This window comes from Rhodoferax sp. GW821-FHT10B06, from assembly GCF_059415605.1.
Window position 1 is genome coordinate 35,111 of the sequence record NZ_JBWKNO010000022.1, and the last position, 15,512, is coordinate 50,622.

Here is a 15,512-nt window from a genome sequence, read left to right on the forward strand (position 1 = left end):
TAACGGACTATTTTGGAATTAAATTTATATAAATCAACAACTTATGATTTTTTTCCAGTTCTATGAAATCTAATGAAATCCATGTTTTTCAGACTTTTAATCCGTTTGTCGTGGGTTCGACCCCCGCACGTCCCACCAAAATTGTAGAAGCCCGCTATCCAAAAGATAGCGGGCTTTTTGCATTCCACGTTGGGCGTGGAATGTTGCAGATCAATGCGCCAGGGCCTTTAGCACATTTTCTGCCGTGGCCGGTGCAGCCAGCTGCACCACTGCGCCATCGTTCCGGGCCGTGGCAATAGCGTCCTTGAGGGCTTCGAAAACGCTGATGGCCAGCATGAAGGGCGGTTCACCCACGGCCTTGCTACCGAAGACGTTGTCCTCGAAGTTGGGCTGCTCCCACAGCGCTACCTTGAAGTGCGCCGGTATGTCGCCGGTGGCTGGGATCTTGTAGGTGCTGGGCGCGTGGGTGCTCAGATAGCCCTTGTCGTTCCACACCAACTGCTCGGTGGTCAGCCAACCCATGCCCTGTATAAAGCCGCCCTCGACCTGGCCAATATCGATGGCCGGGTTGATGCTGGTGCCGGCGTCGTACAGCACGTCCACCTTCAACACCTTGCTTTCGCCGGTCAGGGTGTCGATGGCCACTTCGGTGCAGGCAGCGCCGTAGGCAAAGTAGTAGAACGGGCGCCCGGTCAGTGTGGTCTTGTCGTAGTGGATCTTGGGTGTGCGGTAGAAGCCGTCACTCCACAACTGTATGCGGTTGGCATAGGCCTGCTGCACCACGCTGGCAAAGGGTCGGCTGCACACCGGGGTGCTGATTTCACCGCTTTTGAAACGCACAGCGCCTGGGCCGCAGTTGTCCAGCCCGGCCACAAACTGCGCCAGGTTGTCGCGCACATTGCGGGCTGCGTACTGGGCGGCGCGGCCATTCAGATCGGTGCCGCTGGAGGCGGCCGTGGCCGATGCATTGGGGACCTTGCTGGTGTCGCTGGCGGTGGCCAGCACGCTTTCAAATGCAATGCCCAGCTCGTCGGCCACGATTTGCGCCACCTTGGTGTTCAGGCCCTGGCCCATCTCGGTGCCGCCGTGGTTTACCTGCACGCTGCCATCGGTGTAGACATGCACCAGTGCACCGGCCTGGTTGAACAGCGTGGCGGTGAATGAGATGCCGAACTTTACCGGCGTGATGCTGATGCCGCGTTTGATCACCGCGCTGCCAGCGTTCCAGGCGGCAATCGCGGCCCGGCGTTGCTGGTAGCTGGACGTTTGTTCTATCTGCTCCAGCATGGGGTGCAGGATGTTGTCCTCCACCTTCATCTGGTAGTGGGTCGTATCGCGTGTCGGGTTGGGCGTGTGCGCCGCGTCATAGAGGTTGTGGCGGCGCACGGCCAGCGGGTCCAGGTGGAGCTGGCGGGCGATCTCGCTGAGTATGCTTTCGATGACGATCACGCCCTGCGGTCCGCCAAAGCCGCGGAAAGCGGTATGGCTCTGGGTATGGGTTTTCAGGCGGTAGGAGGCGATGTCCACATCGGCCAGAAAGTAGGCGTTGTCCACGTGGAAGACGGCGCGGTCGGCCACCGGGCCGCTGAGGTCGGCACTGAAGCCGCAATTGGCCAGCATGGTCAGCTGTAGGCCGCAGATAAGACCTTGGTCGTCGTAACCCACGGTGTAGTCGTAGGCAAACGGGTGGCGCTTGCCAGTGACCATGAAGTCGTCATCCCGGTCCAGGCGCAGCTTGATGGGGTGGCCCAGCTTCTGTGCAGCCACGGCGGCCCACACGGCTAGATGCCCGGCCTGGGTTTCCTTGCCACCAAAGCCGCCGCCCATGCGCCGGCATTCCACCCGTACAGCGTGGTTGGCAATGCCCAGCGCGTGGGCCACCCAATGTTGAACTTCGCCTGGGTGCTGGGTGCTGGAGTGCACCAGCCACTGGCCTTGCTCCTGGGGCAGCACATAGGCTACCTGGCCCTCCAGGTAAAAGTGTTCCTGGCCACCTACTTCCAGCTGGCCGCTGAGGGTGTGGGGTGCCTGGGCCAGGGCTGCTGCGGCATCGCCCCGGCGCACAAATACCGGCGGCAGCACATAGCTTTTGGCGGCGTGGGCCTGGCGCACATCCAGCAGGGCGGGCAGGGGGCTGATGTCGAGCTGGACGGCGCGTGCGGCGGCGCGTGCCTGCATGACCGAGTCGGCGACCACCAGGCCTATCACCTGGCCGATGTGGTGCACCGTGTCGATGGCAAAAATGGCTTCGTCGTGTGCGAATGCGGCCAGGATGGGGTCGCCGGGGATATCGGCGGCCAGCACTACGCCTTGTACACCGGGCATGGCTAGCGCGGCGGTCGTATCTACCTTGTGCAGCGTGCCGTGGGCCACGTTGGACAGGATGGGCGCGGCGTACAGCGTGCCGCGTACCTCGGGCAGGTCGTCCACGTAATGGGCGGCGCCAGCCACCTGGGCGCGGGCGCTTTCATGGGCCACGCTACGGCCCGCGGCGGCCGGGGTTAGAGAGAGTTTTTCGAGTTTTTCCGGGGCGTTCATACCAGGGCCTCCACGTCCAGGGTGGCCAGATTGATCTGGGTCTGGCCCTGGCTTTCCAGCCAGAATCGTTGCAGCAAATTGCCCAGCACCTCGCTGCGGTAGGCGGCCGAGGCGCGCATGTCGGAGATGGGCTGGAACTCGGCGCGCAGCACGGCGGCGGCGGCCTGCACCGTGGCCTGGTTCCAGGGCTGGCCGACCAGGGCGGCCTGGGTTTGCAGCGCACGCACCGGGGTAGCGGCCACGCCGCCCGCGCCTATGGAAGCGGTGTGCACCAGGCCATCTTTCAACGTCAGTTGCAGCGCCAGGCAGACGGCGGAAATGTCGTCGTCGAAGCGTTTGGAAATCTTGTAGACCTGCATCAGCTCGCCTTGCGGGCGGGGCACGTCGATCCAGGCCAGCACCTCGTCGGGTGCCATCACATTGCTGCGGTAGCCGGTGTACAGGTGTTCCAACGGCAGGCTGCGCGTACCGCGAAGGCTTGCCAGGCCCACGCTGGCACCCAGGGCGATCAGCAGCGGCATGGAGTCGCCAATCGGCGAGCCATTGGCCACGTTGCCGCCCAGCGTGCCCGAGTTGCGTACCGGCAGGCCGGCGAAGCGGCTGGCAAAGCTGTGCAGTTGCGGCCGGTCGGCCACCAGCGCGCTGAAGGCGTCTTGCAGGGTGACCGCCGCGCCGATGCGGATGCCGTCGGCCTGTGGCTGGATCTGCCGCAACTCGGCCACCTGGGTGACGTCCAGCACGCTGTCGAAATGCTTGTGCATCTTGGTGACCCACAGGCCTACGTCGGTGCAGCCGGCCACGATCTGGGCCTGCGGGTTTGCTGCGCGTGCGGCAGTGAGCTCGGCCAGGGTGGTGGGCGATTTATAAGAAAAATCGGCCTGCAGCGCTGGTTTTGTCTGCGCAAGTAGCTCTAATTTTTGTAGCAAGGCGGATTCGTCTATATGAACCGGTGGCAGGCTGGCCATTTGCTGCGCGGCGTCCAAAATCGGCCGGTAGCCGGTGCAGCGGCACAGATTGCCCGAGAGTTCCTCTTGTGCCAGCTGGCGGCTGATGCCCTGGCCGCGGCACACATGGTTCTGGTACATGCCAAACAGGCTCATCACAAAGCCGGGCGTGCAAAAACCGCACTGCGAACCGTGGCACTGCACCATGGCTTCCTGAACTGGATGGAGGTCGCCATTGGCCTGGGCCAGGTCTTCCACCGTCCACAAGGCCATGCCGTCCACCGAGTGGGCCAGGCGTATGCAGCTGTTGATGGCGCGAAAGCGCAGGCTGCCATGTTCATGGCTATGGGGCTCAGCCAGCACCACGGTGCAGGCGCCGCAGTCGCCTTCGCCGCAGCCTTCCTTGGTGCCGATGGCGCCCAGGTCTTCGCGCAGCACCTGCAGCAGGGTGCGGTCGGGCGGCACGTTGTTCAGTGTCACGGTCTGGCCACGCCGGATGAAGCGCAGAGGGTGGGTTGTCATAAGGTGTGGAGTCCTAGCGGGGCTGAAACGATATAAGTCAAAGTCAATGGATGCAGCATACGGCAAGCCTAAAAACGTGAATACGTTCTAAGGAACACTAGGCGCGGTTGCGCTGCTTTTCAAATGCGTCGCCGCCATGCCTGTGCATTTCCTGTGCCGCAACCTCACCAGCCACAGCCGGATTGGCGTGTGAGAAGCCGGATGAACGGCACAAGAACCTGTTCATACTTACGCCCTGTGGCAGGCCGCATATTCAGAGCCTAGTCTGGACACGCCCCACAATACATACGCCAAGATATATGACCTGCATCCACGAGCACCTATGAGAGACCAGACGCTTTTCGACAAGATCGACCTCCATCTCATCAGGGTCCTCCATACCGTGCTCACCGAAAGCAGTGTTTCCCGTGCCGCCATCCGCCTGGGCATGACCCAGCCCGCGGTCAGTGCCGCCTTGAAGCGTCTGCGCGATTTGGCCGATGACCCCATTTTGGTGCGCTCCGGCTCTGGCATGGTGCCCACCGACGCTGGGTTGCGCATGCTCAACCCCAGCGTCAGCATCCTGCGGGCGGCCGAGGTGCTGTTCAGCGATGTGCGCGGATTTGAGCCCAAGACGGCCCAGAGCACTTTCCGCATTGCTGCCAGCGACTATTTGGACCCGCTATTTCTGCCCCAACTGGTGGCCCGTCTGAAGGCTGAGGCCCCACTGTGTACGGTGGAGATCCACAGTCTGTCGGGCCAGCTGGACTACCACGCCCACCTGGCCCAGGGCGAGCTGGACGTGGTGGTGGGCAATTGGAGCAGCCCGCCGGAAGACCTGCACATCGCCCGCCTGTTTGGCGACGAGGTGGTCAGCCTGGTCAGCTCCGACCACCCCGCCGTGCGCCGTGGCTGGGACCAGGCCACCTGGCTGGCAGCCGAGCACATTGCACCCACGCCGGTGTACCCGGGGGCCAAGGGGGTGATCGACGAGCACCTGGACAGCCTGGGTTTGCGGCGCAGTATTAACGCGCGCTGCGCGCATTTCGGGTTGATCCCGGCCATGGTGGCATCGAGCTTGCTGGTACTGACCACAGGACGCCAGTACTGCGAGCGCTATGCGGCGACGCTGCCGGTCAAGATATTGCCTTGTCCCATCGCTTTCCCGCGCATGATGTACTACCAGCTGTGGCATGCCCGCACCCACACCTCTGCCTCGGGCAAGTGGTTGCGTGCCTTGACCAAGTCGGTGGCTGCGTCGCTACGAAAAGCATAGCTGCTCGTGTACGATTACTCTGCGCTAGCGGCATTATTTTTATAAATCGAGATTCCCAAGGTATGGCCCCACCCAGACTGCAACTGACGAACATCACCAAGCGCTACCCGGCCGTGGTGGCCAATAGCGGCGTGTCGCTGGCGGTGCAGCCGGGCGAGGCCCATGCCGTGCTGGGCGAGAACGGCGCGGGCAAGTCCACGCTGATGAAGATCATCTACGGCTCGGTCAAGCCCGACGAAGGCACGGTGCTGTTCAACGGCCAGCCGGTGCACATCCGCAACCCGCAGGAAGCGCGGGCGCTGGGCATCAGCATGGTGTTCCAGCACTTCAGTTTGTTCGACACCCTCACCGTGGCCGAGAACGTGTGGCTGGGCCTGGACAAAAGCCTGAGCCTGGCCGAAGTCACCCAGCGCATCACCGCCAAGGCCAGCGCCTACGGCCTGGACATCGACCCCAGCCGCCCGGTGCACACCCTGAGCGTGGGCGAGATGCAGCGGGTGGAAATCATCCGCTCGCTGCTCACCAACCCGCAATTGCTGATCCTGGACGAGCCCACCTCGGTGCTGACGCCGCAGGCGGTGGAGAAGCTGTTCGTGGTGCTCAAACAGCTGGTGTCCGAGGGCTGCAGCATTCTCTACATCAGCCACAAGCTGCATGAAATTCGTGAACTCTGCACCGCCTGCACCGTGCTGCGCGGCGGCAAGGTCACCGGCGTGTGCAACCCTACCGAGGAAAGCAATGCCTCGCTCAGCCGCCTGATGATTGGCGCCGAGCCACCCGCGTTGCAGCACCGCGATATCAAGACCGGCCCCACTGTGCTGCGCGTGCGCGGCTTGCACTTGGCACGCGAAGACCAGTTTGGTGTGGACCTGGATGGCATCGACCTGGATGTGCGCGAGGGCGAGGTGGTCGGTATTGCTGGCGTCTCCGGTAACGGCCAGCGCGAGCTGCTGTACGCCTTGTCCGGTGAAGACGTGCGGGCCCGGCCCGACATGGTGCAGGTGTTTGGCCGCGACGTAGGCCAGATGGGCCCCGGCCCGCGCCGTGCCATGGGCGTGCATTTCGTGCCCGAGGAGCGTCTCGGCCGTGGCGCCGTGCCCACCATGGGCCTGGCACACAACCTATTGCTGACGCGCATCGACGCGGTGGCCGGCAGCGGCTGGATCAAGCTGGGTGCGCTGCAGGCCCAGGCCCAGGCCATCATCGACCGCTTCAAGGTCAAGGCTGGAGGGCCGAATGCGGCTGCCAAGTCCCTGTCGGGCGGCAACTTGCAAAAGTTCATTGTGGGCCGCGAGATTGATGCCAAGCCCAAGCTGTTGATCGTGTCCCAGCCTACCTGGGGGGTGGACGTGGGGGCTGCGGCGCAGATCCGTGGCGAGATTCTGGCGCTGCGCGATGCTGGTTGCGCGGTGCTGGTGGTCAGCGAAGAGCTGGACGAATTGTTTGAAATATGCGATCGCCTGCACGTGGTAGCCAAGGGGCGCTTGTCCCCGTCCATCCCGCGTGCGCAGGCCACCGTGGCCCAGATTGGAGAATGGATGAGTGGATTGTGGAATGCCCCGCCTGTGGTGGCTACGCCGGTGGCAGCAATGGCAGAGGTGGTCTATGTTCAAGCTTGAACCCCGCCCCCAGCCGTCCAAGTTCTGGGGCTACGGCTCGCCCATTCTGGCGCTGCTGATCACGGTGTTGATTGGCATTGCGCTGTTCGTTGTGTTGGGCAAAGACCCGGCCAAGGGCCTGCAGGTGTTTTTCTGGGAGCCGATCAAAAGCCCATATGCGCTGGGCGAGTTGATGGTCAAGGCCGTGCCCTTGCTGTTGATTGCGCTGGGCCTGGCCGTGTGCTTTCGCTCCAACGTTTGGAACATTGGGGCCGAGGGCCAGTACCTGCTGGGTGCCATTTTTGCCGGTGGCGTGGCGCTGATGGCTGATAAGGGCAGCAGCCCCTGGATCGTCGTGCCCATCTTGCTGGCCGGTGTGCTGGGCGGCATGGCCTGGGCCAGCGTCACGGCGGTGCTGCGCGACAAGTTCAATGCCAGCGAGATTCTGGTGAGCCTGATGCTGGTGTATGTGGCCGTGCTCATCCTGGGCTATATGGTGGATGGCCCCTGGAAAGACCCGATGGGGCATAACTTCCCGCAGTCCAAGAACTTCGAGGCCGTGACGCAGATCCCGCGCATCTGGAAGGGCTCTCGCGTCAGCATTGGGCTGTGGATGGCGCTGGCGGGCGTGGCGGTGCTGTGGGTGTTCCTGTTCCGCACACGCGCTGGTTTCGCACTGCAGGTGGGTGGGCTGGCGCCGGCCGCGGCGCGCTATGCCGGGTTTTCCTCGCGCAAGGCTTTGTGGACGGCGCTGCTGGTGTCGGGCGCCACGGCTGGCTTGGCCGGCGCACTGGAGGTGGCCGGGCCGCTGGGCCAGCTGACGCCTTATGTGCCGGCGGGCTACGGTTTCGCGGCCATCATCGTGGCCTATGTGGGGCGGCTGCACCCGGTGGGCATGGTGTTCTCTGCCGTGCTGATGAGCATGTTCTACATCGGTGGTGAGCTGGCGCAGTCGCGCCTGGGTCTGCCCAAGTCGCTGACCGGGGTGTTCCAGGGTCTGCTGCTGTTTACCTTGCTGGGCTGCGATACCTTGATCGCATACCGCGTACGTTTGGGGCTGACCCGGATCGCCCACATTGCTACCGGGGGAGCGAAGTAATGGAATCGTATTTCTTGCTATTTGGCGACATGCTCAACGCCGGCACCGTGCTGGCCTTGGCGGCCCTGGGGCTGTTGATCAACGAACGTGCAGGCATCGTCAACCTGGGTGCCGAGGGCATGATGCTGTGTGCGGCCATTGCCGGTTTTGCTACGGTGGTGCATACCGGTAACGACTGGCTGGGCTTTGCGGCGGGCATGGGCGCGGGCGCGCTGCTGGCGGCGGTGTTTGGCGTGCTGGTGATCTGGCTCAACACCAACCAGTACGCCACCGGCCTGGCCTTGAGTCTGTTCGGTTCCGGCTTTTCTGCATTCGTGGGCATCCAGTACGTGCAGGAAAAGCTGCCGGAGCGGGTGCAGTTCTCGGTGCCCTTGCTGGGCGACATTCCCTTGGTGGGGTCGGCGCTGTTCCGCCAGCATCCGCTGGTATATGTGACGATGGCGCTGACCCTGGGCTTGATCTGGTTCCTGTACCGCACGCGCTCTGGCCTGGTGCTGCGCTCGGTGGGTGAGTCGCCCGAGTCGGCCCACGCGCTGGGCTATCCCGTGCGCCGCATCCGCTTCATGGCCGTGGTGGCTGGTGGTGCCATGTGTGGCCTGGCGGGTGCTTTTGTGTCGCTGGTCTACACCCCACTGTGGGTGGAGGGCATGGTCGCCGGGCGCGGCTGGATTGCCCTGGCGCTCACCACTTTTGCTACCTGGCGGCCGGCCCGCGTGTTGCTGGGAGCCTACCTGTTTGGTGGCGTGACCATGCTGTCCTTCCATCTGCAGGGAACGGGGGTCAACGTGCCCAGCCAGTTCCTGAGCATGCTGCCCTATCTGGCGCCTATCGTGGTGCTAGCGCTGATCTCGCGCAACCCGGCGTGGATACGCATGAATATGCCCGCGTCGCTGGGGAAACCGTTTTTTCCCGGTTCATAATGTTTTGTTACTCTTTTTTCAACCCTGCCTGAAAGTGCTTTTGCCATGACTGACTTGAAGAAACGCTCCCTCATCCAACTCGCTGCCGCGTCCGCGGTGGCGGCAGCCCTGGCGGGTTGCGGCAAGAAGGAAGAGCCGGCACCTGCTGCCCCTGCGGCAGCCCCTGCTTCCGCGCCTGCGGCCGAGGCTGCACCCGCCAAGCCCGAGCCGCTGAAGGTGGCGTTTGCCTACCTGGGCCCCGTGGGCGATGGTGGCTGGACCTATGCACACGACCGTGGCCGCCTGGCGCTGGAAAAGGAACTGGGCGACAAGATCGTCACCAGCTACGTGGAAAACGTGCCCGAGTCCGCCGACGCCGAACGCGTGCTGCGCGACATGGCCGGCCAAGGCAACAAGCTGATCTTCGGCACCACCTTCGGCTACATGGAACCCATGCTGAAGGCCGCTGCCGACCTGAAGGATGTGAAGTTCGAGAACGCCACCAGCTACAAGACGGCTGACAACGTGCGTACCTACGACAGCCGTACCTACGAAGGCGCCTACATGGCCGGCATCATCGCGGGCAAGATGACCAAGACCAACGTGCTGGGCATCGTGGGGTCTGTGCCAATTCCTGAAGTGATCCGCAACATCAACAGCTTCACCCTGGGCGCGCAAAGCAGCAACCCCAAGATCAAGACCAAGGTGGTCTGGGTGAACGAATGGTTCAGCCCACCCAAGGAAACCGAAGCCGCCACCTCGCTGATCAACGGCGGCGCCGACATCCTGTTCCAGAACACCGACTCTTCCGCCGTGCTGAAGACCGCTGAAAGCAAGGGCAAGCGCGCCTTTGGCTGGGATTCGGACATGTCCGCCTATGGCCCCAAGGCCCATCTGGCATCCAGCATCATCAACTGGGGCCCGTACTACATCAAGGCCACCAAGGACGCTCTGGACGGCAAGTGGGCTACTGGCCAAGCTTGGTGGGGTGTGAAGGAAGGCGCGATTGATGTCGTGTCCATCGCCGATGACGTGCCAGCTGAAACCAAGGCCAAGATCGACGAAGTCAAGAAGGGCTTGGCCGACGGCAGCTTCGCCATCTGGAAGGGCCCCATCGTGGGTCAGGACGGCAAGGTGCTGGTCGCTAAGGACGCCGTGGCGGATGACGCCTTCCTGCAAGGCATCAACTTCTACGTGAAGGGTGTTGAGGGCAAGGTTCCTGGCGGGAAGTAAGCACACCCCCAGGCTTGCGCACTGCGTGTCGCCGCCAACCCCCTTGCAGGGGGCAACAGCAGCGGCCTGGCAAAGCCAGCTCCGCGCTGTTTCTGGAAGGGGCCTCGCTGCGCTGGCCTGGGTGAAGAAAAGGAAGTTTCTCCTTTAAAAGCCGCTCTTCGGAGCGGCTTTTTTATTGCGGCACAGTCTTTGCTGAATGGCTTGAAGATGATTGAAAAAACGCTTTGGCATCCGGTGGCCGCCAGTGAGGCGGTGGCGCAGCAGCCGCTGGGGGCTACTTTGCTGGACCAGCCGTTGGTGCTGTGGCGCGACGCGGCGGGTGGGGTGCATGCTTGGGCGGACCAGTGCCCGCACCGGGGTGCGCGGTTTTCGCTGGGCCAGGTGCGTGATGACCGGCTGGAGTGCCCTTACCACGGCTGGCAGTTCGCGGCCTCGGGGCAGTGTGTGCGGGTGCCGGCGTTGCCGGGCTTTGTGCCGCCGGTGGGACATACCGCCACGGTCTTTGCGGCTTGCGAACGCTATGGCTTGGTGTGGGTGCAGTTGCAGGCGCCTGCCTCACCGCAGGAGCTTGTACCGTTTGCTGCCGAGTCCGATGCGCGGCTGCGCAAGCTGTTGTGCGGCCCGTATGACGTGGCCACCAGTGCGCCGCGCCTGGTCGAGAATTTTCTGGACATGTCGCACTTTGCCTTTGTGCACGAAGGCTGGCTGGGCACGCGCGAGGCATCGTCCATCGACGACTACCGGGTGGACAGCACAGCGCAGGGCCTGTGGGCCACGCAGTGCAAGGCCTGGCAGCCCCAATCCAGCTTGCAGGCCACCGGGCCGGCCCAAGTGGAGTACAGCTATGCGGTCGAAGCGCCCTATACGGCGGTACTCACCAAGCTGCCTGACCCGGCGCAAGTGGCGTTGCAAGACTACCGCGAGGCCATCGCCCTGTTCATCTGCCCGCAGGGGCCCGAGCGCAGCCGGGTCTGGTTTAGACTGGCTTCCAATGACTGGACCAGCACCATCGATGCCATGCGGGCCTTTCAGCACACCATCTTTACGCAAGACCAGCCCGTGCTGGAGTCGCAGAGCCCCAAGTGCTTGCCGCTGGACCTGCGCGCCGAGCTGCACACGGCGGCGGACAAAGCTTCCTCCGCCTACCGCCGCTATTTGAAAAACCTGGGCATTACTTTTGGAGTCTGTTGATGCACACCTTTACCGTCCCCCCCATCGCCGCAGACCGTCTGCCCGCGCTCTTGCGCGCCATGCCCAAGGCCGAGCTGCATATGCACATCGAGGGCTCGCTGGAGCCTGAGCTGATCTTCGCCCTGGCGCAGCGCAACCAGGTGGCCATTCCCTACGCCAGCGTGGAGGAGCTGCGCCGTGCCTACGCCTTTACCAATCTGCAGAGCTTTCTGGACATCTACTACGCAGGCGCCAGCGTGCTGCTGACCGAGCAGGACTTCTACGACATGGCGCATGCCTATCTGGCCCGTGCCGCTGCCGACAACGTGGTGCATACCGAGATGTTTTTCGACCCCCAGACGCATACCGCGCGCGGCGTGCCCATTGAGGTGGTGATCAACGGCCTGCATCGCGCCTGCCAGGACGCGCACAAGCAGTGGGGGCTGAGCGCGGTGCTGATACTGTGCTTTCTGCGCCACCTCAGCGAGGCAGATGCGTTCGAGGTGTTGGAGCAGGCACTGCCGTACCAGGACAAATTCGTCGGCGTGGGCCTGGACTCCAGCGAGCTGGGCCACCCGCCCGAGAAGTTCGCTCAGGTCTTCGCCAAGTGCCGCAGCCTGGGCCTGCGCCTGGTGGCCCACGCGGGCGAGGAGGGGCCGCCTGCCTATATCTGGAGCGCGCTGGACGTGCTCAAGGTCGAGCGCATCGACCACGGCGTGCAGTCCTTCCAGGATGCCCTGCTGATGCAGCGCCTGGCCAAGGACCGCATCCCGCTGACGGTGTGCCCGCTGTCCAACCAGAAGCTGTGCGTGTTCCCCAACCTGGCCGACCACAACCTGGGCCGCCTGCTCGATGCCGGCCTGGTGGCCACGGTGAACTCAGACGACCCGGCCTACTTTGGCGGCTACATCAATGAGAACTTCACCCAGACCTTCGCCGCCACCGGCTTGGGCGCGCAGCAGGCTTACCAGCTAGCGGCCAATAGCTTCGAGGCCAGCTTCATCGACGCCAGCCATAAGAAAGCCCTGACCGATCGCCTGCAAGCCTGCTTCACCGGCTTTTAGGCTGGTTGGAAAATTTATAGAAAATAGGCTGCTGGCGCAGATAGCACCTGCGCTAGCAGCTATTTTTTCTATAGTGAAATGATGGGCTGGGTTTCACATTCCTTTACATATTCGGCGCTGTTCTTTGTCACCGTTGCTGGCTAGCATGCCTAGCTTCGTAGACAACAAACCAGCCAGGAATGCCATGACGGACCCACGAGACTCCACCGAAGACTCTGCAAGCACCAGCCCAGTACCCGAACTCAAGCGCCGCCACTTCCTGGGCGGTATGGCCACGGCCGGCGTGGGCGCCACGCTCACCGCCTGCGCAACCGACAGCATGCGTGGTGCCAGCCCTATGGAGAGCAGCGCGCTGGACAGCGCCTTGCAGAAAAACGTCAAAACTGTGGTTGTGATCTACGCTGAAAACCGCAGCTTCAACAACCTGTTTGCCAACTTCCCCGGTCTGGAAAAGCCTTTGTCGGCCCTGAAGCCCGGCGACTTCGCCCAGCGTGACCGCGACGGCAAGCTGCTGGGCAAGCTGCCGCAGACCTGGGGCGGTGTGGTGCAAGTCGGCACGCAGGTGGTCGAAGGTGTGACCTACGAGGCCGGCACGCAGTACCAGACCGATCTGCCGAATGCCCCGTATGCGCTCAAAGGCCCGCAGGGCGAGGCGTTGCCGCTGGGCCTGGTCACGCGCGACCTGATCCATGCCTTCTTTCACAACCAGATGCAGATCAACGGCGGCAAGAACGACGGCTTTGTGGCCTGGGGCGACGCGGGTGGCATCACCATGGGCTACTACGCCGACACCCGCTACAACCTGCGCCTGTGGGACATCGCCCAGGAATTCGTGCTGTGCGACAACTTCTTCCAGGGCGCATTCGGCGGCTCCTTCCTGAACCACCAGTACCTGGTGACCGGCACCGTGCCCTTCTACCCGGACGTGATGAACTCGCCCGCCCGTACCCAGGTGGCCAGGTTGCAAAGCAGCGACCCGACCGACTACCGCCTGAAGCCCACCGAGAACAGCCCGGCCAGCGCCATGGACGGCCCGCCAAAGTTCGACCCCAATGCCCTTACGCCCGATGGTTACGCCGTGAACACCATGGCGCCACCATATTGGCCTACCTGGTCGCGCGACAGCGCCCGGCCCGACTACGCCGAGCCCAACCAGCCCAGCGTGCTGGTGCCGCAGGTGCACCAGCATATCGGTGACAAGCTGGACAAGAAGGGCGTGGATTGGGCCTGGTACGCCGGCGCCTGGCAGGCCACGCTCGATCAGTTCAAGGACTCCAAGGGCATCCCCAAGATCCCCAACTTCCAGTATCACCACCAGCCGTTCAACTACTTCAAGAACCTCGGCCCCGAGAACCCCACCGCCCGCACCAAGCACCTGCGCGACGGCGGCCTGGGTGACGAAACGCGCACCAACCGCTTCTTCGCCGACATCGAAGCCGGCAAGCTGCCGCCGGTGACCTTCTACAAACCCCAGGGCAATCTGAACATGCACGCTGGCTATGCGGACGTGGCCAGCGGCGACCGCCACATCGCCCACGCCATCAAGCTGCTGCGCGCCAGCCCGCAGTGGGACAACATGGTGGTTATCGTCACCGTGGATGAAAACGGCGGCTGGTGGGACCACGTGGCGCCACCCAAGGGCGACCGCTGGGGCCCGGGTACGCGCCTGCCGGCGATGGTGATTTCGCCTTTCGCCCGCAAGGGCACGGTGGACCACACCATTTACGACACCGGCTCCATCCTGCGCCTGATCACCCGCGTGTTCGGCCTGGAGAAGCTGGACGGGCTGAAGGAGCGCGATGACGCCATGGTTGCGCGCGGCCAGCAGCCCATGGGCGACATGACCAACGCCCTGCAATTCAAATCTTGATGAAATAGGCCGCTAGCGCAGGTACTACCTGCGCTAGCAGCTACTAAAACTGTAGTAAACGCCGGGGCGGCGTTCAGCTGCCTTCGAACAGGCCGCCTACGTTCAGGATGTCGTAGGCAATCTCGGGGTGCAGTTCCAGGCTGCGCTTGATGGCTGCCGGTATGGCCTGGCGCGTCTTGCGGCACAGGCCGGGTTGCTCGTGCACCAGGATCACGATGCCGCGCAGCGTGCGGACCTCGTTCGGGCTGCTGCTGATGCTCAGGCGTATGCCCACCTGCTGCTCCATCCGCTCTTCCATGCGCCGCAGGTCGCCCAGGCTGCTCAGGTTTTCCAGGCGCTGCACCAGGCGCTTTTCGTCCTCGCGCGTCAGGCGCAGCACGCGCAGGTCGCCGTCGGGGCTTTGCAGCAGCGCGTCGCGCCCGCAGTTGCAGGCGCCGGGCGGGCATTCGGTGCGGATGGGGAAGACGGGGTGCACAACAGCCATGGTCAGCCGGATGGGAACAGGGCTCAGTGCCCGGCCTGCTGCAGGAACAGCTTGCCAACGCGCTGGAATTGCGCATTGCCAGACTGCTGCAGCAGGGCGCCGGTCTTCTCCAGGTAGGCCTTGGTGGCGGTCAACGGCACTTTGGCCAGCCACTCCAGGGCTTCGGCCAGGCGGCCGCGCTCGGCCAGCATGCTGGCGTAGTTGAACTGGCCGCGAAAGTCGCCGCCCTGCGCGCCCTCTTGGTAGCAGAAGAAGGCGGCCTCCCGGTCCTGCTCCACCACCAGGCCATCTTCGTAGTAGCGGCCGATCTTGGTCATGGACTTGGCATGGCCCTGGTCGGCGGCCTGGCGGTACAGCTGCAGCGCGGCGGCGTGGTCTTGCGGCACGCTGTGGCCGGCGGCCAGCTGGTTGGCCAGGTTGTACAGGCCGGCGTCCAGGCCGCGACTGGCGGCTTTTTTGTACCAGGCGACAGCGTCAAACAGGTCAGGTGCGGTGCCCCAGCCGTTTTCCAGGCAACGCCCGGCCATGTTCATGCCCATGGGGTGGCCCTGGGCGGCGGATTTCAAAAACCATTGCACGGCCTGCGCGGCGTCCTTGTCCATGCCGTGGCCGTCCAGCAGCCACTGGCCCAGCGCGGCCTGGGCGGAGGCATGGCCCAGCTCGGCGGCGGCGCGTACCCAGGGTACGGCCTGGGCAGGCGGGCTGGCCAACACAGCCTGCCATTGGTCCGGGGGGAGGGTGTTCAGCTCATCCAGGCTTGTCGGTAGCGCATGGATAGAAGTCGATATCGGCATGTTGGAATACATCAAATGGCCTGAATTATGCGTAAGCTTGTC

General features: G+C 63.6%; 12 protein-coding genes. 8 read left to right on the top strand and 4 right to left on the bottom strand.

Annotation, left to right across the window (positions count from 1 at the left end):
• Window positions 1-210: 210 nt before the first annotated feature.
• Entirely contained in the window at window positions 211-2,538 is a 2,328-nt protein-coding gene (xdhB, locus tag AC07O2_RS23595; protein ID WP_495234635.1) for a xanthine dehydrogenase molybdopterin binding subunit, read from the bottom strand.
• Complete coding sequence (gene xdhA, locus AC07O2_RS23600) at window positions 2,535-4,004, bottom strand: xanthine dehydrogenase small subunit (RefSeq protein ID WP_495234636.1); 1,470 nt, start codon at window positions 4,002-4,004, stop codon at window positions 2,535-2,537. Before xdhA ends, xdhB begins: the two co-directional genes overlap by 4 nt.
• A gap of 322 nt (window positions 4,005-4,326) precedes the next feature.
• Between xdhA and AC07O2_RS23605 the strand changes: the two genes are divergently transcribed.
• From AC07O2_RS23605 to AC07O2_RS23640, 8 genes are all read left to right on the top strand, one after another.
• Window positions 4,327-5,259 (top strand): LysR family transcriptional regulator, encoded by a 933-nt coding sequence (locus tag AC07O2_RS23605; protein WP_495234637.1) that lies wholly within the window; start codon window positions 4,327-4,329, stop codon window positions 5,257-5,259.
• A gap of 62 nt (window positions 5,260-5,321) precedes the next feature.
• Complete coding sequence (locus tag AC07O2_RS23610; RefSeq protein ID WP_495234638.1) at window positions 5,322-6,878, top strand: ABC transporter ATP-binding protein; 1,557 nt, start codon at window positions 5,322-5,324, stop codon at window positions 6,876-6,878.
• A complete protein-coding gene (locus AC07O2_RS23615; RefSeq protein ID WP_495234639.1) occupies window positions 6,865-7,956 on the top strand; it encodes an ABC transporter permease in 1,092 nt (363 codons plus the stop codon). Before AC07O2_RS23610 ends, AC07O2_RS23615 begins: the two co-directional genes overlap by 14 nt.
• Complete coding sequence (locus AC07O2_RS23620) at window positions 7,956-8,876, top strand: ABC transporter permease (RefSeq protein ID WP_495234640.1); 921 nt, start codon at window positions 7,956-7,958, stop codon at window positions 8,874-8,876. The genes AC07O2_RS23615 and AC07O2_RS23620 overlap by 1 nt, the downstream gene beginning before the upstream one ends.
• Window positions 8,877-8,921: 45 nt before the next feature.
• Complete coding sequence (locus AC07O2_RS23625) at window positions 8,922-10,088, top strand: BMP family ABC transporter substrate-binding protein (protein WP_495097349.1); 1,167 nt, start codon at window positions 8,922-8,924, stop codon at window positions 10,086-10,088.
• A 207-nt stretch (window positions 10,089-10,295) separates the two neighbouring features.
• Window positions 10,296-11,279: an aromatic ring-hydroxylating dioxygenase subunit alpha gene (locus AC07O2_RS23630; protein WP_495234641.1), complete on the top strand. Its 984-nt coding sequence runs from the start codon at window positions 10,296-10,298 to the stop codon at window positions 11,277-11,279.
• Window positions 11,279-12,322: an adenosine deaminase gene (locus AC07O2_RS23635; protein WP_495103562.1), complete on the top strand. Its 1,044-nt coding sequence runs from the start codon at window positions 11,279-11,281 to the stop codon at window positions 12,320-12,322. The genes AC07O2_RS23630 and AC07O2_RS23635 overlap by 1 nt, the downstream gene beginning before the upstream one ends.
• Window positions 12,323-12,506: 184 nt before the next feature.
• Window positions 12,507-14,192 (top strand): acid phosphatase, encoded by a 1,686-nt coding sequence (locus AC07O2_RS23640; protein ID WP_495234642.1) that lies wholly within the window; start codon window positions 12,507-12,509, stop codon window positions 14,190-14,192.
• A gap of 73 nt (window positions 14,193-14,265) precedes the next feature.
• Here the strand turns inward: AC07O2_RS23640 and AC07O2_RS23645 are convergent, their stop codons facing one another.
• Both AC07O2_RS23645 and AC07O2_RS23650 read right to left on the bottom strand, forming a co-directional pair.
• Complete coding sequence (locus tag AC07O2_RS23645; protein ID WP_495234643.1) at window positions 14,266-14,676, bottom strand: hypothetical protein; 411 nt, start codon at window positions 14,674-14,676, stop codon at window positions 14,266-14,268.
• 23 nt (window positions 14,677-14,699) lie between these two features.
• Window positions 14,700-15,470 carry a tetratricopeptide repeat protein gene (locus AC07O2_RS23650; RefSeq protein ID WP_495234644.1) on the bottom strand — a complete coding sequence of 257 codons (771 nt, stop codon included), beginning with the start codon at window positions 15,468-15,470 and terminating at the stop codon, window positions 14,700-14,702.
• Between the last annotated feature and the right edge of the window lie 42 nt (window positions 15,471-15,512).